Annotated in this window: 21 protein-coding genes and 1 pseudogene; 11 read left to right on the top strand and 11 right to left on the bottom strand. The window is 34.6% G+C overall.

The window, feature by feature from the left end; translation table 11 throughout:
- The first annotated feature begins 5 nt into the window (after positions 1-5).
- Together B0I10_RS08840 and B0I10_RS08850 are read left to right on the top strand one after the other, a co-directional pair.
- Positions 6-1,628 (top strand): SulP family inorganic anion transporter, encoded by a 1,623-nt coding sequence (locus B0I10_RS08840; RefSeq protein WP_112086140.1) that lies wholly within the window; start codon positions 6-8, stop codon positions 1,626-1,628.
- A pseudogene (locus tag B0I10_RS08850) lies at positions 1,612-2,235 on the top strand (DUF2490 domain-containing protein). The gene B0I10_RS08840 and the pseudogene B0I10_RS08850 overlap by 17 nt, the downstream one beginning before the upstream one ends.
- A 212-nt stretch (positions 2,236-2,447) precedes the next feature.
- Here the strand turns inward: B0I10_RS08850 and groL are convergent.
- The 8 genes from groL to miaB all read right to left on the bottom strand — a co-directional run bounded on the left by groL (position 2,448) and on the right by miaB (position 10,055).
- Positions 2,448-4,079: a chaperonin GroEL gene (gene groL, locus B0I10_RS08855; RefSeq protein WP_112086142.1), complete on the bottom strand. Its 1,632-nt coding sequence runs from the start codon at positions 4,077-4,079 to the stop codon at positions 2,448-2,450.
- 59 nt (positions 4,080-4,138) lie between these two features.
- Entirely contained in the window at positions 4,139-4,414 is a 276-nt protein-coding gene (locus B0I10_RS08860) for a co-chaperone GroES (RefSeq protein WP_112086143.1), read from the bottom strand.
- Positions 4,415-4,570: 156 nt separating this feature from the next.
- A complete protein-coding gene (gene secG, locus B0I10_RS08865) occupies positions 4,571-4,921 on the bottom strand; it encodes a preprotein translocase subunit SecG (RefSeq protein WP_112086144.1) in 351 nt (116 codons plus the stop codon).
- Between the two features lies 1 nt (position 4,922).
- Positions 4,923-6,137 carry a tetratricopeptide repeat protein gene (locus B0I10_RS08870; RefSeq protein WP_112086145.1) on the bottom strand — a complete coding sequence of 405 codons (1,215 nt, stop codon included), beginning with the start codon at positions 6,135-6,137 and terminating at the stop codon, positions 4,923-4,925.
- A gap of 90 nt (positions 6,138-6,227) precedes the next feature.
- Entirely contained in the window at positions 6,228-6,734 is a 507-nt protein-coding gene (locus tag B0I10_RS08875) for an LptE family protein (protein ID WP_112086146.1), read from the bottom strand.
- A 4-nt stretch (positions 6,735-6,738) separates the two neighbouring features.
- Entirely contained in the window at positions 6,739-8,001 is a 1,263-nt protein-coding gene (locus B0I10_RS08880) for a sigma-54 interaction domain-containing protein (protein WP_112086147.1), read from the bottom strand.
- An 82-nt stretch (positions 8,002-8,083) separates the two neighbouring features.
- Complete coding sequence (locus tag B0I10_RS08885) at positions 8,084-8,581, bottom strand: YcxB family protein (RefSeq protein ID WP_112086148.1); 498 nt, start codon at positions 8,579-8,581, stop codon at positions 8,084-8,086.
- A 25-nt stretch (positions 8,582-8,606) separates the two neighbouring features.
- The gene (gene miaB, locus B0I10_RS08890; protein WP_112086149.1) at positions 8,607-10,055 is read right to left on the bottom strand and encodes a tRNA (N6-isopentenyl adenosine(37)-C2)-methylthiotransferase MiaB; all 1,449 of its coding nucleotides are present in this window, start codon (positions 10,053-10,055) and stop codon (positions 8,607-8,609) included.
- Positions 10,056-10,232: 177 nt separating this feature from the next.
- On the opposite strand from miaB, the gene topA reads away from it, so the two are divergent.
- From topA to B0I10_RS08925, 7 genes are all read left to right on the top strand, one after another.
- Positions 10,233-12,749, top strand: a complete 2,517-nt coding sequence (gene topA / locus B0I10_RS08895; RefSeq protein WP_112086190.1) for a type I DNA topoisomerase — start codon at positions 10,233-10,235, stop codon at positions 12,747-12,749.
- 3 nt (positions 12,750-12,752) lie between these two features.
- The gene (locus B0I10_RS08900; protein WP_112086150.1) at positions 12,753-13,901 is read left to right on the top strand and encodes a formimidoylglutamase; all 1,149 of its coding nucleotides are present in this window, start codon (positions 12,753-12,755) and stop codon (positions 13,899-13,901) included.
- Between the two features lie 204 nt (positions 13,902-14,105).
- Entirely contained in the window at positions 14,106-15,512 is a 1,407-nt protein-coding gene (gene porK, locus B0I10_RS08905) for a T9SS ring complex lipoprotein PorK/GldK (RefSeq protein ID WP_112086191.1), read from the top strand.
- A 65-nt stretch (positions 15,513-15,577) separates the two neighbouring features.
- On the top strand, positions 15,578-16,222 hold the full coding sequence (porL, locus tag B0I10_RS08910; RefSeq protein ID WP_112086151.1) for a type IX secretion system motor protein PorL/GldL: 645 nt from the start codon (positions 15,578-15,580) through the stop codon (positions 16,220-16,222).
- 44 nt (positions 16,223-16,266) lie between these two features.
- The gene (porM, locus tag B0I10_RS08915; protein WP_112086152.1) at positions 16,267-17,808 is read left to right on the top strand and encodes a type IX secretion system motor protein PorM/GldM; all 1,542 of its coding nucleotides are present in this window, start codon (positions 16,267-16,269) and stop codon (positions 17,806-17,808) included.
- Positions 17,809-17,855: 47 nt separating this feature from the next.
- Positions 17,856-18,770, top strand: a complete 915-nt coding sequence (gene porN / locus B0I10_RS08920; RefSeq protein WP_112086153.1) for a type IX secretion system ring subunit PorN/GldN — start codon at positions 17,856-17,858, stop codon at positions 18,768-18,770.
- Positions 18,771-18,831: 61 nt separating this feature from the next.
- Positions 18,832-19,884 (top strand): NAD(P)/FAD-dependent oxidoreductase, encoded by a 1,053-nt coding sequence (locus B0I10_RS08925; RefSeq protein ID WP_112086154.1) that lies wholly within the window; start codon positions 18,832-18,834, stop codon positions 19,882-19,884.
- Here B0I10_RS08925 and B0I10_RS08930 read toward each other — a convergent pair.
- A complete protein-coding gene (locus B0I10_RS08930) occupies positions 19,881-20,270 on the bottom strand; it encodes a DUF983 domain-containing protein (protein ID WP_112086155.1) in 390 nt (129 codons plus the stop codon). The two genes, B0I10_RS08925 and B0I10_RS08930, sit on opposite strands and share 4 nt — an antisense overlap.
- 66 nt (positions 20,271-20,336) lie before the next feature.
- On the opposite strand from B0I10_RS08930, the gene abc-f reads away from it, so the two are divergent.
- The gene (gene abc-f / locus B0I10_RS08935; RefSeq protein ID WP_112086156.1) at positions 20,337-22,247 is read left to right on the top strand and encodes a ribosomal protection-like ABC-F family protein; all 1,911 of its coding nucleotides are present in this window, start codon (positions 20,337-20,339) and stop codon (positions 22,245-22,247) included.
- 208 nt (positions 22,248-22,455) lie between these two features.
- On the opposite strand, the gene B0I10_RS08940 is transcribed toward abc-f, so the two are convergent.
- On the bottom strand, positions 22,456-23,604 hold the full coding sequence (locus B0I10_RS08940; RefSeq protein WP_112086157.1) for a peptidogalycan biosysnthesis protein: 1,149 nt from the start codon (positions 23,602-23,604) through the stop codon (positions 22,456-22,458).
- 90 nt (positions 23,605-23,694) lie between these two features.
- Here B0I10_RS08940 and B0I10_RS08945 point away from each other — a divergent pair, with 90 nt between their 5' ends.
- Positions 23,695-23,970 carry a 4a-hydroxytetrahydrobiopterin dehydratase gene (locus B0I10_RS08945; RefSeq protein WP_112086158.1) on the top strand — a complete coding sequence of 92 codons (276 nt, stop codon included), beginning with the start codon at positions 23,695-23,697 and terminating at the stop codon, positions 23,968-23,970.
- Here the strand turns inward: B0I10_RS08945 and B0I10_RS08950 are convergent.
- Positions 23,967-24,452, bottom strand: coding sequence for a DUF1761 domain-containing protein (locus tag B0I10_RS08950; protein WP_112086159.1), 486 nt, complete (start codon positions 24,450-24,452; stop codon positions 23,967-23,969). The two genes, B0I10_RS08945 and B0I10_RS08950, sit on opposite strands and share 4 nt — an antisense overlap.
- Positions 24,453-24,496: the final 44 nt, after the last annotated feature.

The following is a 24,496-nucleotide window of genomic DNA, read 5'->3' on the forward strand; positions in this document are numbered from 1 at the left end:
ATCATATGAAAACAAAAAAATATATTCCTGCTGATGGTTTGGCAGGCTTGAGAGAAAATTTTAAAACCGATGCTATTTCAGGTTTTATCGTCTTTTTATTAGCATTACCCTTGAGTTTAGGGATTGCAAAAGCGTCTGATTTTCCTCCCATTATGGGATTAATAACAGCAATTATTGGTGGAATACTCGTGAGTTTTTTTATGGGTTCAAGATTAACCATCAAAGGTCCTGCAGCGGGATTAATTGTAATTGTTGCCGGAGCTGTTGCCGAATTTGGCCAAGGAAATTCAGATTTAGGATGGAAATTAGCCTTAGGAGCAATGGTAATTGCGGGACTAATACAAATTCTTTTTGGAATTTTTAAATTGGGAAAATTAGCCGATTTTTTTCCACTCTCAACCATTCACGGAATGTTGGCAGCTATCGGAATCATTATTATTGCCAAACAAATACCGGTTTTGTTGAATGATAATCCATTGTTAGCCAAAGGAATGAATCCGGTAGAATTGTTGTTGAATATTCCAAAATTCATAGTCAATCTTGATATAAAAGCCACTTTTATAGGTGTAGTTAGTTTGGTAATAATGTTGGGTTGGCCATTTATTAGAAATAAAACTATTAAGATGATTCCGGCTCCATTAGTAGTTTTACTTTTTGCTATTCCGGCTGAATTAATAATGGATTTTGCTCACACAGAACCGCCTTATGCTTTGGTAAAAATTGGTAGTTTGACGGATAACATCAACTGGAACGTTGATTTTTCAGGTATTAATCAAACAGGAATTTTTATTAAATATGTTATTATGTTCGCTTTAGTTGGTTCATTGGAATCTTTATTAACTGTTAAAGCGATAGATTTGGCAGATCCTTTTAGAAGAAAATCAAATGCAAACAAGGATTTAATTGCGATTGGAATAGGAAATACCTTTGCTGCTTTTCTGGGAGGATTACCTATGATTTCTGAAGTTGCAAGAAGCTCATCAAACGTTAATAATGGGGCCAAAACACGTTGGGCAAACTTTTTTCACGGCGTTTTTATATTGCTTTTTGTATTGTTAGCGGCTCCGTTATTAGAAATGATTCCCAATGCAGCTTTGGCAGCTATGTTGATTACCGTGGGAATAAAACTGGCTCATCCGAGAGAATTTATTCACATGCTTCACATAGGAAAAGAACAGTTGCTTATTTTTACAGGCACAGTTATTGTTACACTTTTTGAGGATTTACTAGTCGGAATAGCTTTTGGAATGCTATTAAAAATGATAATTCATGTTTTTAACGGAACACCACTATCTTCCTTTTTTAAAGCACAAACAATTGTGTCTTTTGAAGGAGATACCTACTATGTAGAAATTGATAAGTCTGCCATTTTTTCAAATTATTTAGGTATTAAAAGAAAGTTGGAAGAAATTCCGCTGGGCTGTCACGTGATTATTGATTTGAAAAAAACTAGATTAGTTGATCACTCGGTTATGGAAAATTTGGAACATTTTAAAAGTGATTATGAAGCTCATGATGATGGAGGAACAGTAATTATTAATGGTTTAGAAAATCATAAACCATTGTCAAATCATCCGAAAGCTTCCAGAAAAAATAATGTAAAAATTAAATATGAAGAAGTTAACTAGGCCTTTTTTACTTTGTTTTTTATTAGCAACTTTTATTGGAATTCAAAAAACACAAGTACAAGTAGAATCATCAAATGAGAATATTTGGTTTCATTATTTCGGTAAGAATATGGTTTCCAGTAAGTTATCATTTTCTTTTGAAGCAACGATGCGTTATGCTAATGGATTTTCCGAAAAACAACAAAATTTTATTCGTCCTTCTGTTGATTATCAGTTTACTAAACAATTCATGGGAACGATTGGCTACAGTCATTATAACATCTATTCGTAGGGAGATCCCGCTATGAACAGAACAAGTATTCCCGAAGATCATGTTTGGATTCAAGGAACTTTTGTGTATAATCTAAATGATTTAAGAATTAGACATCGTTTGCGTGATGAGTTTCGATTTGTCGGCATCGCAAAGCAAAATGACGAGGGTAGATTTACTAGTGCTGATAATGATTACAGAAATCGAATGCGATATTTGATTTTGTTCAATTATCCTTTGATAAAAAAGGAAGGTACTACAAAATTGTTTGCTGTTTTTGGTGATGAATTCTTTTTAAATCTAGGTTCAAATGCTGGTAAAACTTTTTTAAATCAGAACCGTTTCATAGGAGGGTAAGGTTATAACTTTGATAAAAATTATCGAATTCAGTTGAGCTATATCCATCAGCATATTTGGAATTTTTCCAAGACATTGATAAAAAGTAATCCAACAGTTATGCTATCTTATATCACCAATTTTGATTGGACTAAATCCTAAGTAAAACAAAAAATCCGTCAAGAATTTCTTCATGACGGATTTTTATGTTTTTTAGTGTTAATACCAAATTATTACATCATCCCCGGCATTCCGCCTCCCATTGGCATTCCACCGCCGGCATTTTCCTCTTTAATGTCAACTAAAGCACATTCAGTGGTTAAAATCATTCCCGCAACCGAAGCAGCATTTTCCAAAGCCACACGGGTTACTTTTTTAGGGTCAATAATTCCGGCTTTCAACATATCTACATATTCGTCGGTTTTGGCATTGTATCCAAAATCACCTTTTCCTTCGGCAACTTTTGCAACAACCACAGAACCTTCTAAACCTGCATTTTCAACAATGGTTCGCAATGGTGCTTCCACCGCACGAGAAACAATTTGAATTCCGGTTGCTTCATCCGCATTATCTGCTTTTAAAGTTGCTAAAACATTTTTAGCTCTTAATAAAGCAACTCCACCACCAGCAACAATTCCTTCTTCAACGGCTGCTCTGGTTGCGTGTAACGCATCATCCACACGGTCTTTTTTCTCTTTCATTTCTACTTCAGAAGCAGCACCTACATAAAGAACAGCAACACCACCGGCTAATTTAGCCAAACGCTCTTGCAATTTCTCACGGTCATAATCAGAAGTTGTTGTTTCCATTTGAGCTTTGATTTGGTTGACACGATTTTTAATCAAATCGCCATTACCGGCTCCGTTTACAATAGTCGTATTATCTTTATCAATCGAAACTTTTTCTGCAGTTCCCAACATTTCTAATGTTGCATTTTCTAAAGTATAACCACTTTCTTCAGCAATCACAGTGCCTCCTGTTAAGATGGCAATATCTTCCAACATTGCTTTTCTTCTATCACCAAAACCTGGTGCTTTTACAGCAGCTATTTTTAATGCTCCACGTAATTTGTTTACCACTAAAGTTGAAAGAGCTTCTCCATCTACATCTTCGGCAATAATCAATAATGGTTTTCCTGATTGAGCTATAGGTTCTAAAACCGGTAATAGTTCTTTTAATGAAGAAACTTTTTTATCGTACAATAAAATATATGGATTTTCTAATTCCACATTCATCTTTTCAGGATTAGTTACGAAGTAAGGTGATAAATAACCTCTGTCAAATTGCATACCTTCTACCACATCAACGTAGGTATCAGTTCCTTTTGCTTCTTCAACAGTAATTACACCTTCTTTACCTACTTTTCCGAAAGCAGTTGCGATTAATTCGCCAATTACTTCATCATTATTAGCAGAAATTGAAGCTACTTGTTTGATTTTTTCAGTAGAACTTCCTACTTCTTTGGCTTGTTTGCCTAAATCAGCAACAATGGCTTCCACCGCTTTGTCAATTCCTCTTTTTAAGTCCATTGGATTTGCCCCCGCTGCTACGTTTTTTAAACCCTCTTTCACGATGGCTTGAGCTAAAACTGTTGCAGTGGTTGTTCCGTCTCCTGCTAAATCATTGGTTTTAGAAGCAACTTCTTTTACCATTTGAGCACCCATATTTTCCAATGGATCTTTTAATTCAACTTCTTTGGCCACCGTTACACCATCTTTGGTTACGGTTGGTCCACCAAATGATTTGCTGATTGTTACATTTCGACCTTTTGGTCCTAATGTTACTTTTACTGCGTTTGCCAATGCGTCAACGCCACGTTTTAAACCGTCGCGTGCTTCAATGTCGAATTTTATATCTTTTGCCATTTTTAGTATTATTTAATTTGTTTGAAATTTTAAATCCTATTATTTAACCTATTATTTAATCATACAATAGCAAGAATATCATCCTCACGCATGATGAGGTAATCTTTGCCTTCTAATTTTAATTCGGTTCCAGCATATTTGCCATATAAAACGGTATCACCAACTTTTACGGTCATAGTATAATCTTTTTTACCGTTTCCAACTGCCACAACAATTCCTTTTTGTGGTTTTTCTTTGGCAGTGTCGGGAATAATAATTCCTGATGCTGTAGTTGTTTCGGCTGCAGCCGGCTCTACTAAAACGCGGTCTGAAAGGGGTTTAATGTTTACTGACATAGTTATTCTATATTTTTAATTAAATGAAATTTGATGAATTCTTAGTAGTCAGAAATTGTGCCAATTGAGGCAAACTGACATTTTTTCAGCAAGATTGAATTCAAAAAAAAATCCCGAATTATTTCGGGACTTTTATATATAAATTCAAAAAATTTATTATTCTGTAACTGGAGCAGCCTCACTTGGAGCTGGAGCAGGAGTTTCTGCTGGAGCAGGAGTAACGGCAGGAGTTTCTGTTCTGGCAGGTACTGCACTTTTGTCGATTTTGATGCTGTCATTACTATCATCAAAAGCCAAACTTGAAAACATAATTAAGGCGATTAAAATGATGCCTAATGTCCAAGTACTTTTATCTAAAAAGTCAGTCGTTTTTTGAACTCCACCAATTTGTTGTGAGTTTCCAAAAGTTGATGATAAACCACCGCCTTTAGGATTTTGAACCATAATAACTACGATAAGTAAAAAACAAACTACTGTGATTAATACTAAAAAAACTGAAAATCCCATGCTATTGATTATTTTGTTGTAAAATTTTAATGTCTTTAATTCGGTCTGCAAAGAAAATACTTTTTTCCGGATATTTCAAAATTAATATTTCATATGCTTGAATTGCTTTACTATATTTTTTTTGTTCCAAGTAAACACGTGCCAATGTTTCTGTCATTAAGTGAGTAGTATCGCTTGTTTCTATTGGTTTTGCAGCCGACTCTGTTGCTTCTCTCCCAGGCGTGATTTTTGGATTTGTTTCGATAAATTTATCAATTATTTTTAATTTTTTTAGTTTATCAGTAGTGTTTTCTTGCTTTTTTAGGTCTTTAGAAATGCTTTTTTCAGTTGGAATGGTTTCGTTTTGTTCATCGATTCGATCAATTGGTTTAAAACTTGCCAATTGCAACCATTCTTGAAAGGAGTGTTTTTCGTTTTGCAAAAAAGTAATTGGTTTTCCAATTTCCAATTTTTCTTCGATTTCCGGAATTATTTCTTCTGAAGAAGAGTTAAAACTGTTTTGGCCAATGGAAATTGCTTCGGTTGAAATTGTTTCTTCATTGTTTTCCTCTAAAATTTCTATTGAAATAGGTTCTTCTTCTTTTTCTTCTTCAACTATTGTTTCTGAGATTGTTTCGGAAGGATTATCTTTAGCTTCTGTTGAAATTTCGATAACTTCATCAATTTCTGTGGGAAAGATTTCAGTTAACGTGATTTCTTGTATAACTTCTTCCGAAATAGGATTGTTTTCCAACCTAACAAAATCAACATCAGATGATTCAAATTCAACAGTTGGTAAAACGGTTAATTTCTCTACTTCAATTTCAGCTAATTTCACTTCCTCTTCGGGAAGTTCTTCCTCAATAATTTCTTCTTCAGTTGCAATGCTTTCCTTATCATTTTCAACTTGTGAAGGAAGTAAATGAGTTTCGCTTTCAACAACTTCAATATCCATTAGCAAGGCTAACTTTTGCTCATAGACATCTTTTTCGATGATTGTAAATTCATCGGAAGTAATAAAATCGAACAACACACTTCGGTCGGTCGTGTGAGCGGCCGTTTGTTTTAATGCAAAATTATATTTGTAGCTGTCTTGGTTATACAATCCTTTGAGATATAATGCCCGAGCACTTTGAAAATAGGGAAAGCTTTCCACTACGGTTTCCAAAGCTTTTGCTTGCTTTTCGTTCACCGCATTCGGATTGTTAAGAAGATATGTATATTCGGATAGGTTCAATTCAGTTTTCTGTTGTCGGTTATCGGTTGTTTGACAAATTTATTCAAATTTAGGGAGAATTGGCAAGATAAATAGGCTAAACTTCACAATCTACCATTTTGCTAATGAAGCATTAAAAATATCTTGTGTTATACGATCAAAAAGTTCGAGTTTGGCCGCAGTTAATGTTGGTCCAATCAATTGTCGATCTGCTGGATAATCATAAAAAAACGAAAACGACTTTTCAAAATCATCTTCTTCTTTTTTGGTATTTGTAAACCGAACATTAACTGTCATTGTTACCCTATTTTGAGCTGTTCGTTGGTCGGCAGTTGCGGTCATCGGTGAAATTCGGAAGCCGGTGATTTCTCCTTCATAAATTAAATCGGCACCACTAGTCGTTAAATTTAAATTGGTTTGATTAACAATTAAATCCTGTAGAGCTAAAGTGAAATCGCGTTCAATACCTGGCTCAATTAATTCGGCAGTGTTTTGAAAATAATTGACTTGAAATGTTTTGGCATCAATTTTTCCTGTACCGGTAAAGTTATAGTATTTACAACTGTTCATGGAAATAATTACAGTTAGAAATAGACAGTAAGTGACGATTTTTTTCATTAATTTACAAATCAAATTGTTTTATTTTTCGATATAAAGTTCGTTCAGAAATACCTAATTCATCCGCCGCCGCTTTTCGTTTTCCTTTGTTTCGGTCTAATGCTTTTTTGATGAGTTCTATTTCTTTGGCATCCAGACGCAATGTTTCTTCTTCTTCCACCGCTTCGGCAAAAAGATAGTTTTGATCGTCGTCTTCGTCTTCAAATTCTTCTTGCTCCTGATTGTTTTGGGACGGAATTACGCTCATTCTTGGTTCTTCAAAATCAATTTCGGTATCTTCTTTTTGTCCGTAAATTTTTTGAATCAAATTTTTATTGGCTTCTTGCACTTTTGCACCGCCATTTTGCATTAATTCTAAGGTAAGTTTTTTCAAATCATTCAAATCACTTTTCATGTCAAAAAGTACTTTGTACAAAATTTCACGCTCGGTGCTAAAATCGCTTTCCGACTTTTTATCTTTAATAACCGCCGGAAGATTCGAACCTTCTTGCGGTAAATAACCAAGTAATGTTTGATGTGAAATGTTTCGATTGGTTTCTAAAACCGAAATTTGTTCCGCAATATTCCGCAACTGACGAATGTTTCCGCTCCAGCGATATTTCAACAACAAATCAACCGCATTGTCATCAAGTTTAATCGGCGGCATTTTGTATTTCTGACTAAAATCAGCGGCAAATTTTCTAAATAATAAATGAATGTCGTCTTTTCGTTCACGCAAAGGCGGTAAGTTAATATCCACTGTGCTCAACCTATAATACAAATCTTCTCGGAATTTTCCTTTTTCAATCGCATCAAACATGTTGACGTTTGTGGCAGCAACGATGCGAACATTCGTTTTTTGTACTTGCGATGAACCCACTTTGATGAATTCACCATTTTCCAATACACGTAATAAACGAACTTGGGTTGTTAGAGGTAATTCGCCCACTTCATCCAAAAAAATAGTTCCGCCATCGGCTACTTCAAAATAACCGTCACGAGCACCGGTTGCTCCGGTAAACGAACCTTTTTCGTGACCAAACAATTCACTGTCGATTGTTCCCTCCGGAATGGCTCCGCAGTTTACGGCAATGTATTTTCCGTGTTTTCGATGGGAAAGCGAATGAATGATTTTTGGAATACTTTCTTTTCCCACACCACTCTCTCCGGTTACTAAAACCGAAATGTCGGTAGGAGCAACCTGAATGGCTTTTTCTATCGCACGATTGAGTTTCGGATCATTTCCGATGATTTCAAATCGTTGTTTTATGTTTTGAACGGATTCCATTTTTATTTTGCCACGAATTTTACGAATTTTTATAAGACTAATCTTTTATGATTAAAGTATTTATGTGAATAATTAGTTTCAATCATTTTTTTAAATTTAAAGATTTAAAAAGTTCATTCAATTCATTATACTGATTATTTTTCAAATCAATTTTTTTTATAACTATTGCTTTGTTTTTTGCTATGAAGATTAAAAAAAAATCTTTTTTTTCAACTATTTTAATTACCTCTTTCCAAAAGTATTTAATTTCAAAACTTTCACCCTTTTCTTGAAAATATTCATTATTTAGAATATGGCTGATGTTTTCTTTGATTTTTGGATTTTGAGAAATCTGTTTCTTTGTAATTATATAAATTGAAAACGCAAATAATCCTACAAATAAAAATAAATATATAAAAGGTTTTAAAATAGAGAATGTATCTATACCTTCTGTGAAAAAATTGAAGAAAACTGTAAATAATAAAAGCATTAAAAATATTGAAAAAATTATTTTTGTTTTCATTCCAACTATAATATGGAAACTAGCTAAACAAACAGTTTTCGCATCAAAAGAAGGCTTTATTATAATCTCGTTTTCCATACTTAATTGATGTTTAAAATTTTAATTAATTCATCACTTCAGAATATCCAACCGCTTCTCCAATTAATGTAGCAGCAGTACAATCATTGATTTTTACTATCACAAAATCACCCACTTTGTAATTTTCTTTTGGGAAAACAACCACTGTGTTTTGAGAATTTCTTCCGCTCCATTGTTGGTCAGAACGTTTCGATTCTTTTTCAATTAACACTTCAACCTCTTGGCCTATAAAACGCTGCGTTCTTTCTAAACCTAATTTTTGTTGCAAGTCGATGATTTCGTTCAAACGCCTTTTCTTCACTTCTTCCGGTATATCGTCTTCCATTTTTCTTGCAGCCATTGTTCCGGGACGTTCCGAATACGCAAACATAAATCCGAAATCATATTTCACATATTCCATCAAGCTTAATGTGTCTTGATGATCTTCTTCTGTTTCGGTTGGGAAGCCGGTAATCATATCCTGCGAAAGCGAAATATCCGGAATAATTTCATATATTTTATCCACCAACGCCATGTATTCTTCACGGGTGTGTTGACGATTCATTTCCTTTAATATCCTAGTGCTTCCGCTTTGAACCGGTAAATGGATATAGTTGCAAATATTATGGTATTTAGCCATGATTTCAATCACTTCCACATGCATATCTTGTGGGTTGGAAGTAGAAAAACGAAAACGCATCTTCGGAAATTGCACCGCACATAGTTCAAGTAATTGAGTAAAATCAACCGCTGTTGCTTGTTGCATTTCGGTAGCTTTGTCGAAATCTTTCTTTAAACCACCACCATACCATAAGTAACTATCTACATTTTGACCTAAAAGTGTAACTTCTTTAAAACCACGATTTGATAAATCTTTGATTTCTTCCAAAATGCTTTGTGGTTCACGACTTCTTTCGCGACCGCGAGTGAATGGCACTACGCAAAACGTACACATATTATCACATCCGCGAGTGATGGAAACAAATGCATTTACACCATTGCTATTTAAACGAACAGGAGAAATGTCGCCGTAGGTTTCATCTTTGGATAAAATTACATTAATGGCATCACGACCTTCTTCTACTTCTTTCAATAGATTAGGAATGTCTTTGTAGGCATCAGGACCAACGACCATGTCTACAATTTTTTCTTCTTCCAGAAATTGACTTTTTAATCGCTCTGCCATACAGCCCAAAACACCCACTTTCATGGTTGGGTTGATTTTTTTTACCGCATTGTATTTTTCCAAACGTTTGCGAACGGTTTGTTCGGCTTTATCACGAATCGAACAAGTGTTGACCAAAACCAAATCGGCTTCTTCCAAATTTTGGGTCGTGTTATATCCTTGTTCGTGCAAAATGGAAGCTACGATTTCGCTATCAGAAAAATTCATCTGACAGCCGTAACTTTCTATAAAAAGCTTTTTAGTATTGCCTTCTTTTTGTTCTAAAACCAAGCTGGTTCCTTGCTTGTTTTCTTCTATTATCTTCTCCATAATCGATTTTATCTTAAATCAGTTTACAAAGATAATACTAAAATTGAAAATATGACAAGATGGCAGATGTTGTTTAACAAATTATTACCTCAAAAAAATAAATTACAGGGGCATTTTGATTTCCAAAAATCATTAATTAAAAAAAAACCATACTTTTGTTGCCAAACAAACATGTACATGGCAAAGAATTTAGTTATCGTTGAGTCACCGGCAAAAGCAAAAACCATCGAAAAATTTTTAGGAAGCGATTATCAGGTAGAGTCCAGTTATGGGCACATTGCCGATCTTCCATCCAAAGAAATTGGGGTTGATGTGGAGAATAATTTTAAACCCAAATATGAAGTTTCTGCCGATAAAAAAGCTTTAGTGAGTAAACTCAAAACGTTATCTAAAAATGCTGAAATGGTTTGGTTGGCGAGTGATGAGGACCGAGAAGGAGAAGCAATTTCATGGCATTTGGCCGAAGAATTAAAGCTAGACCCAAAAAAAACCAAGCGAATTGTTTTTCATGAAATTACAAAATCGGCTATTCAAAAAGCAATTGAAAATCCACGTTCTATCGATTATAATTTAGTAAATGCCCAACAAGCCAGAAGAGTTTTAGACCGTTTAGTGGGGTATGAATTATCGCCGGTTTTGTGGAAAAAAGTAAAAGGTGGTTTGTCTGCGGGACGTGTGCAGTCGGTTTCTGTACGTTTGATTGTTGAAAGAGAAAGAGAAATTCAAGAGTTTACTGCTCAGGCCTCTTATTCGGTAACGGCAGAATTTGCTAATGAATCGGGAAAAACTTTCAAAGCCAAATTGCCAAAGAATTTTTCCACTAAAAAAGAAGCAGAAGATTTTCTTCAAAAAAATATCGGCTCCATTTATAAGGTATCGGATTTAGAAACAAAGCCGACCAAAAAATCTCCGGCAGCTCCGTTTACAACTTCTACGTTGCAACAGGAGGCGGCTCGAAAATTATATCTTCCGGTGGGAATTACCATGCAAATTGCACAACGGTTATATGAAGCCGGACACATTACTTATATGAGAACAGACAGCGTCAATCTTTCGCAAGAAGCAATGGCGGCTGCTCAAGCTGAAATTACACATTCGTATGGAAAGGAATTCAGCAAACCAAGAAATTTTACCAGTAAATCAAAAGGTGCTCAGGAAGCTCACGAGGCAATTCGTCCAACAGACATGTCTAAACACACCTTAAATATAGATAGGGATCAAGCCAGATTGTATGATTTGATTTGGAAAAGAACGTTGGCTTCGCAAATGAGTGATGCCGAATTGGAACGCACCAACGTGAAGATTGAAGCGAACAATCATAGCGAACATTTTGCAGCAACAGGAGAAGTGATCAAATTTGAAGGTTTCCTAAAAGTATATTTAGAAGGAAATGATGAAGATGATGAAGAACAAGAAGGGATGTTGCCGGCAATGAAGATCAACGAACGTTTAGCAAACAATTATATCACGGCAACCGAACGTTTTTCGCGTGCGGCAAGTAGATACACCGAAGCTTCTTTGGTTAAGAAATTAGAAGAATTAGGCATTGGAAGACCATCCACTTATGCACCAACCATTTCAACCATTATTAATAGAAATTATGTTGAAAAAGGAAGTTTTGAAGGGCAAGAACGAAAATACAATCAATTAACGTTAAGAGGAAACGACCTTAAATCGGTGGTTTTAACCGAAAATGCCGGTTCAGATAAAGGAAAATTGGTGCCAACCGACATCGGAATTATTGTAAATGACTTTTTAGTAAAGAATTTTTCTACCATCTTGGATTATAATTTCACGGCAAAAGTGGAACAAGATTTTGATGAAATTGCTGAAGGAAATGAAGATTGGACAAAAATGATGCGTGATTTTTACAATCATTTTCACCCAATTGTTAAAAATGTAGAAGAAAATGCAGACAGAGAAAGTGGCGAACGCATTTTAGGAAAAGATCCAAAAACAGGCAAACCGGTTTCAGTTCGTTTAGGGAAATTTGGACCAATGGCTCAAATAGGCGATATTGATGATGAAAATAAAGTTTTTGCCAGTTTAGGAACAGATCAAAATATTGGAACAATTACATTAGAAGATGCGCTGAATTTATTTTTACTACCAAAAAATTTAGGCAGTTATAAAGGAGAAGAAGTTGAAGTGAATAATGGACGTTTTGGACCGTATGTTCGATTTGGAAAAACATTTGTCTCTCTTCCAAAAGGAGAAGATCCTTTGGATGTAACATTAGAAAGAGCACAAGAATTAATTGATGAAAAAAATCAAGCCGACGCTCCAATTGGAGAATATGACGGATTACCAATTCAAAAAGGTGTGGGTCGTTTTGGTCCTTTTATCAAATGGAATGGTATGTTTATTAATGTAAGTAAGAAATATAATTTTGATAAATTATCGCAATCTGATTTAAATGAATTGATAGAAGATAAACAACAAAAAGAAATTGATAAAGTTGTTCACGATTGGAAGGCTGAAGGAATTAAGGTCGAAAAAGCCCGTTGGGGCCGTTCAGTTATTACCAAAGGAAAAATTAAAATTGAATTGAGCAAAGAGGTCGATGCAGAAAAACTAACCTTGGCTCAAGTGCAAGAATTAATTGAAAAGAAAGCTCCGGCTAAAAAAACGCCGACTAAGAAAGCGGCAACAAAAAAGACTCCAACAAAAAAAGCACCGGTAAAAAAGAAATAATCTATGGCATTTGATTTTTTAGAACCTGTTGAAGTTTCGGTTTTAGACTTTGTAAAAAATCTAAACTCGCAAACGCTTGGAAAAAAAGTTGTATTTCACACTGCAGAAGATTTTCCGGATGTAAATAAAATTAAAATTGCGATAGTTGGTGTTCTGGATAATAGAGGAAGTAATTTTTATGAAAATGTAGACCTAACTCAAATAAGAAAAGAATTTTATGCACTATATCCCGGTAATTGGCATTCAACTATTGCTGACTTAGGTAATATTTCGCAGGGAAACACCCAAGAAGATACGTATTATGCAGTTGCTAAGATTGTTTCGGAACTAATCAAGAAGCAAATTGTTCCACTTGTTTTGGGAGGTTCTCAGGATTTAACTTATGCTTTGTACCGTAGTTATGATAATCTCGATCAAATGGTTAACTTGGTTACCATTGATAATAAATTTGATTTTGGCAAAGATGAAGTAAGAAATACTTCCGATTCATATCTCTCTAAGATTATTATCAATGAACCAAATAATCTTTTTAATTATAGTAATTTAGGTTTTCAAACGTATTATAATTCGCAAGAAGAGATTGATTTAATTGAAAAATTATACTTTGATGCCTATCGATTGGGGGAAGTTAGTTCAAATCTTTCATTAGCGGAGCCCGTTTTTAGAGATGCCGATATCGTTTCCGTAGATTTAACATGCGTGAAATCAGCAGATTCAGGAAATTTTGTTACTTTTACACCAAATGGATTTAATGGTAAAGAAATTTGTGCATTAGCACGATATGCAGGGCTTAGTGATAAAGTTACTTCTCTTGGTATTTTTAATCATACTAATTTAGCAAATGAAAGCGTTTTGATTGCACAGATTATATGGTATTTTTTAGAAGGATATAATTTTAGATCGTTAGAATATCCAAGTTTAAATCAAAACATATTTTTAAAATATATTGTTCCTGTTGATGACATTGAGCTTATATTTTTTAAGAGTCCGAAAACAGAAAGATGGTGGATAGAAATACCATTTATTTCAAATGTTAATAATAAATTAAAAAAAAATACGTTATTGCCCTGTACGCATGAAGATTATTTACGAGCTTGCGACCAAGAAATACCAGAAAGATGGTGGAAAGCACAACGTAAGAATCTAATATGATAAAGGATAAAAACTTACAAAAAATATAAAAAAGTGTATTTCATCGACAAAATATGTATTTTATCGATTTTTTTCTTTTTTGATTTGAAGATTATATTTAGTTTTGACACAGAAAATAAATTTTACCAGAAATAATTGCATTTTAAAAAAATTATAAATAGGTTTACGGCCTTAAAATTCGAGTACATGATAACCCAAATTTATATGAAGAAGTTCATCGCATTTTCAACAATTTTAGTAACACTAGTAAGCTGCGGTTCTAGTGACAAAGGAGAACTTGTAGGAGTTCAAGGTAAAAAATGGCATCCTGAGAAACCTTATGGTATGACATTAATTCCTGGTGGAGCATTTATTATGGGTAAATCAGACGATGATTTAGCTAATGTGCAAGATGCACCAACGAAAACGGTAACTGTACGTTCATTCTATATGGATGAAACAGAAATTACAAATAGTGAGTACCGACAATTCGTTGAGTGGGTTAAAGATTCAACCATCTACATGAAGTTAGCTATTTTGGCTGATGAAATGGGTCAGACTTCTACAGGAGGAGGCGGTAAAAAAGGTGGAGCTAGTATTGGTGATTATGCTTTTGCAGATGCTGATCCTGAAAAAATGACTCCATACGACAAGTATATGTACGAAAACTACTATAGTATAGGAACGGAAGATGATCAATTTGCTGGAAGAAAATTAAATAAGAAAGTAAAATTGATTAAAGAGACTTCAAAGTATCCGGATGAATACTATGTGGAAGTAATGGATTCTATGTATTTACCTGCAGCTGAATCATATAATGGTTTAAGAACTATTAATGTTAATAAATTAGAATTTAGCTATACTTGGATGGATATTCAAGCGGCAGCTAAAGCTAAAACAGGAAAAAGATCAGACTTTATCAGAAAAGAAAAAGTTCCTGTATACCCAGACACAACTTCTTGGATTAAAGATTTCGCTTATTCATACAACGAGCCTATGCACAATGATTATTTTTGGCACCAAGCTTATAGTGATTATCCTGTAGTGGGTGTTTCTTGGAAACAAGCAAAAGCATTTTGTGCTTGGAGAACATTAAATAAAAATGCATACATCAAATCAAAGAAAAAGAAACAAGATCTTATTAACACTTTCCGTTTACCAACCGAAGCAGAATGGGAATATGCTGCTAGAGGAGGTTTAGAATCTGCCACCTATCCTTGGGGAAGCTTGTATGCTAAAAATGACAGAGGTTGTTATTTAGCTAACTTTAAGCCAAACCGTGGAGATTATGCTGCAGATGAAGCTTTGTATACTGTAGAAGCAAAATCATACGAACCGAATGGGTACAACTTATACAACATGGCCGGTAACGTTTCAGAATGGACTGACTCTTCTTACGATGCTGCTGCTTATGAATATGTTTCAACCATGAATCCAACTGTTGGTGACTTGAAAAATAAACGTAAAGTTATCCGTGGAGGTTCTTGGAAAGATGTTGCCTACTTCCTACAAGTAAGCACAAGAGATTATGAATATGCAGATTCTGCACGAAGTTATATCGGATTCAGAACAGTACAAGATTACATGGGAACACAAACTACCGGAAACAGAGGGACTGGAAGATCAAAATAAACCAACCAATTAGAATTTTTAACCAACTTTATATTAATTAACTTAACTAACTAAAATTTATTATTATGGCACTTTTAAGTAAAAAAACAATGAACTTTGCTTATGGAATGGGAGCTGCGGTTGTAATCGTAGGAGCTTTATTCAAAATTATCCACTTTGAAATCGGACCTTTAACCGGAAACGTAATGTTAACTATCGGTCTTGTGACTGAAGCTATCATTTTTGCATTATCTGCCTTTGAACCTGTAGACAATGAACTAGACTGGTCTCTTGTATATCCTGAATTAGCTGGTGGCGAAGCCAAAGAAAAAGGAAAAAAAGAAGAAGCTAAAGATGCGCAAGGTTTATTATCTCAAAAATTAGATGCAATGTTGAAAGAAGCTAAAGTTGACGGTGAGTTAATGACTAGCTTAGGAAACAGCATCAAAAACTTTGAATCGGCGGCAAAAGGAATTGCTCCAACGGTAGATTCAATGGTAGGTCAGAAAAAATATAGCGAAGAATTATCAATGGCCGCTGCTCAAATGGAATCTTTAAATAGTTTGTATAAAGTTCAATTAGAAAGTGCTTCTAGAAATGCTGAAGCTAACAAAGAAATTGCTGAAAACGCAGGTAAATTAAAAGACCAAATGCAAGCTATGACAGCTAATATCGCTTCCTTAAACAATGTTTATGGTGGAATGTTGTCTGCAATGGGAAATAAAGGATAATTAGTTTTATCAATTTAACAAACAATTTAAAAAACTAATTAGAAATGGCAGGAGGAAAATTAACCCCTAGACAGAAGATGATTAACCTAATGTACTTGGTTTTCATCGCGATGTTGGCACTTAACATGTCAAAAGAAGTACTATCGGCATTTGGATTATTTAATGAAAAATATGAAAAATCCAATATAGCGGCAGTACAAACAAATGAAGCAATTTTACAGACGCTAAGTCAAAAAGCCTCTGAAGATCCTAAAAACTTCCAAGGACCAAAACAAATAGCAGATAAAGTAACTTCATTAACAAAAGCTTTTTATAATTATATTGGCGAATTAAAATCTGGTATAACCGAAGGTGTTGAAGTAAATGAGGAAACTGGTAAATTACCTTATGAAGCAATGGACAAAGCAGATGCTATTGACTATACATGGTTCAAAGGTGATGGTTATACTGAAAAAGGAAAAGAAGTATTAGCGACTATCAATAAATATAGAGAAGATGTTAAGGCTGCTATTGGATCAGGAAAATATAAGTCAATCGTTGCAGATTTAGAATCTAAATTCAACACTGAAGATGTTAAAAATAAAGATGGGATAACAATTCCGTTCTTAGATTATCATTACCGAGGATTTCCAGGGATTGCATCTTTAACTAAATTATCTGCCATGCAGAGTGACGCTAAAGCAATTGAATCAAGCGTGTTGAATGCGTTGATTGGAAATACTTATGAATCAACAGCTTCTTACAGTAACTACCAAGCTATTGTCGTTTTAGATAAAAATGCTTATTTCCAAGGAGAGACTGTTACCGGAAAAGTTGTTTTAGGTCGTTATGATGCTAACACAACACCTACAAAATTTGTTGGTCCTGGTAAAATTGAAAATGGTCAAGCGGTTATCTCTTTAACGGCCGGTTCAGTGGGTGAGCAAAATATTAATGGTCAGTTCGTTTTCGTAGAAGATGGAAAAGAAATCCCATTAAAATTTGAAGGAAAATATGTAGTTGTTCCTCAACCAAAAGAAGCTACAATTTCTGCCGATAAAATGAATGTTGTTTATAGAGGTGTTATTAATCCTATGACTATTTCGTTTGCAGGAGTTTCGGATACTGACGTATCTGCAAGTGGTCCTGGATTAACTAAAGGAAGTGGTGTCGGAAAATACAACATGAGTCCTGGTCAAGGTACAGAAGCAGTTATTAATGTAACTGCAAAGTTACCAGGTGGAAAATCGGCAAGTTCTAAAAAAGTATTCAGAATTAAAGGAATTCCAGCACCAGTTGGAACTATTGGTGGAGATATGAATTCACCTATCAAAGGTCAAAAATCACGTTTAGCAGTTTCTCAAATTGGAGCTAAATTACCTGATTTTGATTTTGATGTTAACTTAACCGTAACAGGTTTTACATTCAAGGCTCCAGGTCAAGCTGCGGTTGTTGTTAATGGTGGTAGAGTAAACGCTCAATGTGAGGCTGCAATGGCAAGAGCATCACGAGGTGATGTAATTACAATTACAGATATTAAAGTTAAGTTAGAGGGTTCTAACATCATGTTGCCAAGAACCTCACCGGTAATTTACGAAATACAATAATTTAAGTAACGATACGTTATCTTCAAATAACCTACAAAAGAATAAAGATGAAGTTAAATACAGTAATAGCATGTTTGTCAATCTTGTTTGTATCACAAATAAGTCATGCACAGTCAAATCTGTTAAATGCAAAAACACCGGAAGAAATTGGTAAAAAAACTGCCGCTCAAATGGAGGCAGATAATGATAAACCACTTCAGTACGGCTACGTGCACGACAGAGATGTATTGATGGGTAAAATGGTTTGGGAAATCATCGATTTAGATGAAAGAATTAATTTTCCGCTTTATTTCCCGGTAGATACCGCTAATATTGGAAAAGACAGAAGATCTTTGTTCGATGTATTGTTGAAGGAAATCAAAGCAGGAAGAATATCTGAAGTATATTATGATGATTATTTTAATTCTAAAAAAACATTATCAGATATGTCTTCTTCATTCACGTATGTTGATACAACAAACGCCGGTAGAGAAGAAATTAATACGTATTATGATGATTACAAGTCTGGTGCTAAAATTTTAGATCAACAATATATAGATAAAAGAGAATTAGGATCTATTGATGTATCTGGCTATAAAATTAAAGGATATTGGTATTTTGACAAACGCCAAGGTGAAATGAAGTACCGTCTGTTAGGAATATGTCCTGTTTCTCCGGAAGCTCGTGAGCTTGGTGCAGAAAATCCTGATGTAATCGAATTGTTTTGGGTATATTTTCCATCAACAAGAGATATACTACACGAATGGAAAGCATTTAACGACAAAAACTCGGCTATGCCAATCACGTTTGACCATTTATTAAACTCGCGTCGATTTAGTGGTGTGATTTACAAGGAAGAAAATGTTTACGGTGATAGACAAATTCAGGAATACATGAAGGATAATGCTCTGAATCAACTTTTAGAATCGGAAAGAGTGAAAGAGAAAATCAGAAACTTTGAACAAGATATGTGGAATTACTAATTCCATAAATTAAATAACAAAAAACTCTTACTTCACGGTAAGAGTTTTTTATTTTTGCACTATGACAGATTATTTATTAATTGGTGCCGGATTAGCCGGAATAGCATTTGCTGAAATCGCTCTGCAGAACAACAAAACAATTCACGTTTTTGATAACAAATCTCAAAATTCATCCACAATTGCTGGAGGTTTATACAATCCTGTTATCTTGAAACGGTTTAGTGAAGTATGGCGATCACAAGAACAAGTTGATTTAGGAAATAAATTTTATGCTCAGCTAGAAGCAAAATTGAATGTAAAATTGGATTATAAAATCCCGATTTATCGAAAATTATATTCTGTTGAAGAGCAAAACAATTGGTTCGTGGCTTCCGATAAACCCAATTTAACACCGTTTATATCGCCAACCATAAGCTATAATCAATACAAGGGTATCAATTCGCCTTATGGTTTTGGTGAAGTTTTACAATCTGGTTATGTTGATACGGCTGCGTTACTCAAAAATTATCACGCCTATTTAGTTAAATCAAATCTTTTGCAATGCGATTCATTTAACTATGCAAATTTAATTATCAACGATGATTTCATAGAATATAAAAAGCAACGCTACAAAAACGTCATCTTTGCAGAAGGTTTCGGCATTCATTCAAATCCGTATTTTTCTAATTTACCACTCGACGGAACAAAAGGGGAATTATTAATCATCAAATCAAAAGAATTAAAATTAGATGTAATTCTAAAATCATCCGTCTTTATAATTCCATTAGGAAATGATTTATTCAAAGTAGGAGCAACTTACAATTGGGAAGATAAAACCGCCACCCCAACCGAAGAAGGTAAAAATGAATTGTTGACCGATTTAAAAACATTATTAACAACCGATTTTGAAATTATCGACCATTTAGCCGGCGTTAGACCAACTGTAAAAGACAGACGCCCAATGTTAGGAACACATCCAAAACACCCAAGATTACACGTTCTAAATGGCTTAGGAACACGTGGGGTGATGCTTGCTCCGGATATGGCAAAAATGTTGTTTGATAATATTGAAGACCAAATTCCTTTGGACAAAGAAATAGACATCAAACGGTTTAAGAAAATAAGCTGGGATTAATGTTTATGTTCTTTCCAATTTCTATCAAAATGAACAAACATATTAATCCAAATGTTTCTCGATAATCGAAGAATTACTGGAAAAAGGACAACTAAAGTAAAAATAATAGCAATGAACGAATGGATTAATCCTAATCCTAAAAAAACATTAGAAATTATAAACGCAGCAACTGCAAAAGCAATACTTAAACCATAACTCACATACATCGCTCCATAAAAAAAGGAAGGTTCCATTTTATAACGAGTACCACAATGACTACAATTTTCATGCATTTCAAAAATTTTACCCATTTTAAATGGATTTTTTTCCAAATACATACTTTCTTCCTGACATTTTGGACAACTTCCTGTTAAAATGCTATTCAGTTTGGATCCTTTTTTTAACATTTGCAAAAATTTTATACAAAGGTACCATTTATACACATTATCCTTTGTAACATTTGTAACAATATTATGCTAAATATACACAATTTATCGGTCTCCTTTGGAGGAACATTTTTATTTGAAGAAGTCACTTTCCGTCTCGGATCAGGTGACAGAGTTGGACTAGTGGGTAAAAATGGTGCCGGTAAATCAACCATGCTTAAAATTCTGGCTGGCGACTTCAAACCCGATTCAGGAAGCATCGCCACCGAAAAAGAAGTAAAAATGGGTTTCCTGCGTCAAGATATCGATTTTGAACAAGGAAGAACCGTTTTAGAAGAAGCCTACCAAGCCTTCGAAGAAATCAAAAAAACCGAAAGACGAATTGATGAAATCAACCATCAATTGGCCACTAGAACCGATTACGAAAGTCAAACCTACTCTGAATTAATCGATGAATTAAGCGATGTAAATCACCATTACGAAGTTTTAGGAGGTTATAACTATGTAGGTGATACCGAAAAAATCCTCTTAGGTTTAGGTTTCAAACGTGAAGATTTTGAAAACCAAACCGAAACGTTTTCCGGTGGATGGCGAATGCGGATTGAATTAGCCAAATTACTTTTGCAATCCAACGATATTTTGCTGCTCGATGAGCCAACCAACCACCTCGATATCGAAAGTATCATTTGGTTAGAAAGTTTTTTACGCAATTTTCCCGGCGTAGTCGTAATCGTTTCGCACGATAAAATGTTTTTGGATAATGTAACCAACCGCACCATCGAAATTTCTCTCGGAAAAGCCTACGATTTCAACAAACCGTATTCGCAATATCTGGTTTTAAGAGAAGAAATTCGCGAAAAGCAATTGGCAACTCAAAAAAACCAAGCCAAAAAAATTGAAGAAACCGAAAAATTAATCGAAAAATTCCGAGCCAAAGCTTCCAAAGCTTCCATGGCTCAATCGTTAATTAAAAAGCTCGATAAAGTAGAACGAATTGAAGTCGATGAAGACGATAATTCCGTGATGAACATCTCATTTCCCGTTTCACAAACTCCCGGAAGAGTAGTTATCGAAGCCGAAAACGTAACCAAAGCGTATGGCGACAAAACCATTTTGAAAGACATTTCATTATTAGTAGAACGTGGAAGCAAAATCGCTTTCGTTGGACAAAATGGTCAAGGAAAATCAACGTTTATCAAAGCTATCGTCAACGAATTCAAATACCAAGGCTCAATAAAACTCGGACATAACGTACAATTGGGTTATTTTGCCCAAAACCAAGCCGAATACTTAGACGGCGAAATTACCTTATTAGAAACGATGGTAAACGCCGCAACCGATAGCAATCGTTCGAGAGTTCGCGATATGTTGGGTTCATTTTTATTTCGTGGTGATGACGTAGAAAAAAAGGTAAAGGTGCTTTCCGGAGGCGAACGAAACCGCCTGGCTTTATGCAAACTTTTATTGCAACCTATCAACGTTTTACTGATGGATGAGCCAACTAATCACTTGGATATTAAATCAAAAAACGTTTTAAAAGCGGCTTTAAATAAATTTGAAGGAACCTTATTGTTGGTTTCTCACGACAGGGATTTTTTGCAAGGAATGGCCAATACGGTGTATGAATTTAAAGACCAAAAAATCCGTGAATATTTGGGCGACATCAACTTTTTCCTAGAGCAACGAAACGCGATGAACATGCGTGAAATTGAGAAAAAAGATGTGGTTGCCAATATAAATTCCAACAAAGATTCCAAATCCATTTCCTACGAAGATCAAAAGAAAAGCAAATCGCTTCAAAATCGATTGAGCAAAATCGAAAGTCAAATCAAACAGCTCGAAATCGACATTCAGAACGACGACAAGGCGTTGGCTTCCAACTACGACAAACACATTGAAGACGCCAATTTCTTCGTGGCCTACAACAAGAAAAAACAAGAATTAGACAAATTATTAGAAGACTGGGAAGTAGTTCAAGGCGAAATTGATGCTATGTAGCCAATCCAGCTTTCCGTTCCAAGTTTTTATGTTTTTTGCCAAAAATTTATCAGGGTTACAAGAGCTTCCGTTGGTCGCTTTGTAACCCTGTGAATTTTAAAGCAAAAAACATAAAAAGCTTTCCACTGCAATCTGGGCTAGAAACCGTTGTCCGTTGTCTGTTATCAGTTTTTGAGACAACCGACAACGGACAACCGACAACAGAAAACTATTTAAACGGATTCCTCTCCTTCCACTCCGTCTCCGGTTCCAAATAACAAAACAACTGCTCCATTTTTCGGTTAATCAACCCAGTCGAATGCTGAATATAACCCACCATTTCTTCCGGTTTTGCACCGACAGAACTTTTGATTTCCAACGCTGTTCGGGCAAAAATAATTGCTGCAAATCCTTTGTTAATCGAATAAGCAATCATATCATACAACATATTCAAATACAACATCCTTTCCCGCTGAATCGTTTCGTCATACCCTAGAAAGTAGGTATCCATCTGATCTCCATTTTTTATCAACGTATTAAAACCGATTAGTTTTTCGTCTTCAAAATACCCATAAAACAGAAATTTATCTTGTAATTCCGATTTCATCACGCTAAAATGATTCTTCGCTAAAAAGAAGGTATTAAACGTAGCGTTTTTGGCTACGTGATGATACAAGGCATAAATTGTTTCTTCTTGAGCAATAATCTCGTCCAAATTCATTTTTCGCTTTTCAATTCCTTCTGCTTTTTTGCGACAACGTTTGTATTGATCACGGTATTTTTTGGACAATGAAGCAATGTATTCATCAAAGGAAAGCCACTTTTCAGAAACGGTAAAAACCATATTGGGCTGTGTAGAAAATTGATAAAAAGACGCGAATTCTTTCTTCGGAAAATGTTCAATTTCAGTTTTATCAAAATCTTTATACGTTGTTAAATGCACTTTTACACCTTTCTTTTTCAGAATTTGCTTAATTTCCATTTCAGCTTCATGCAACAATTCAATTCCTTTTTTTATTTCCATTTCATCCGAAAACGAAAAAGCATTTTGACCTGTTAGCATATTGTTTCCAATAAATAAAACGTGCGAACAGAAGTTTTTGAAGATAAAATTCCGAACAGCTGTTTTCACACATTTATCTCGTTCACCAAAGGATTCCAATTTGTTCAAATCTAAGAATTGAGCCAGAGCAATGCCTATCAGTTTGTTGTTTTTATAAAAACTGATAAAAAAGCAAGTCATGTTGATGGGTTTCGACTGTTCTAAAACAGCTAAATATTCTTTTGATAAAAAAATATTTGAAGCGGCTAATGCATTCCAATCACTTGGCAAGTCATGCGTTAAAGTAACTATTTTGAACAAACAGGAAGATTCCAAATGTGAAATGTAGTTTTAATTTTAAGCGATAAAGTTAAAGTTTGCTGATTGATAATAAATGTTATTTAACTTTATATAAATAAAAAAATTATGAAAACTTTATCAAAGGCAGAAATTCAAACCCAACTCGAACAATTAAACGAGTGGAAATTTAAAAATAAGTCCATCCAGAAAGACTTTAAATTTAAAAACTTTTCAGAAGCTTTAGCATTTATCGTTCAAATAGGAACTGTAGCCGAAAAGCAAAATCACCATCCGGAAATTACCAATGTGTATAACAAAGTATCGCTGCAATTAACTACGCATGATAGCGACGGAGTCACCGAAAAAGATATTAAATTGGCCCTAGCAATTGACACTATTTAAACCCAACCACAAATAATGGCTCCCATAACCGTCATTACGGCAGTCCAATAACCGCTGTGGATGAATATTAATTTCCATGATCTTCTTTCAAACAATCCATTGATAGCAATCAAAGGGAATGCTAAAAACAACCCCGACATAAAGCCGTGCAAAGCTCCATGTTTATATGTTCTGAAAGCGGTAGCATAATCTGCCATAAAAGCCTGATAGGAGGGCTTTGCTGATTCTATAAAATCAGGGCCACCAATCATTCCTAAAGCCCCAAATTGATGAACGGTTAAAAGCATCATGATGATACCAATCATCACTGAAAAAAGGTAAGTAAGTCCGAAAATTTTAATCATGCTGTCTTTTTTCAAATCTTCTTCGGTTAAACCGGTTTCTTTCATCCAAACCTTTCCAAATAAAGGGCCATACCAAACAAATCCAACTACCAAAGTAGTTAAAGCAGCAACTAAAATTGCATAAAAGTTAATTTCCATATCATTTGAGTTATTGATTAGTAACTCAAATGTAAAATTTTATT

The organism is Flavobacterium lacus, from assembly GCF_003268815.1.
In the GTDB taxonomy this organism is placed as follows: Bacteria; Bacteroidota; Bacteroidia; order Flavobacteriales; family Flavobacteriaceae; genus Flavobacterium; species Flavobacterium lacus.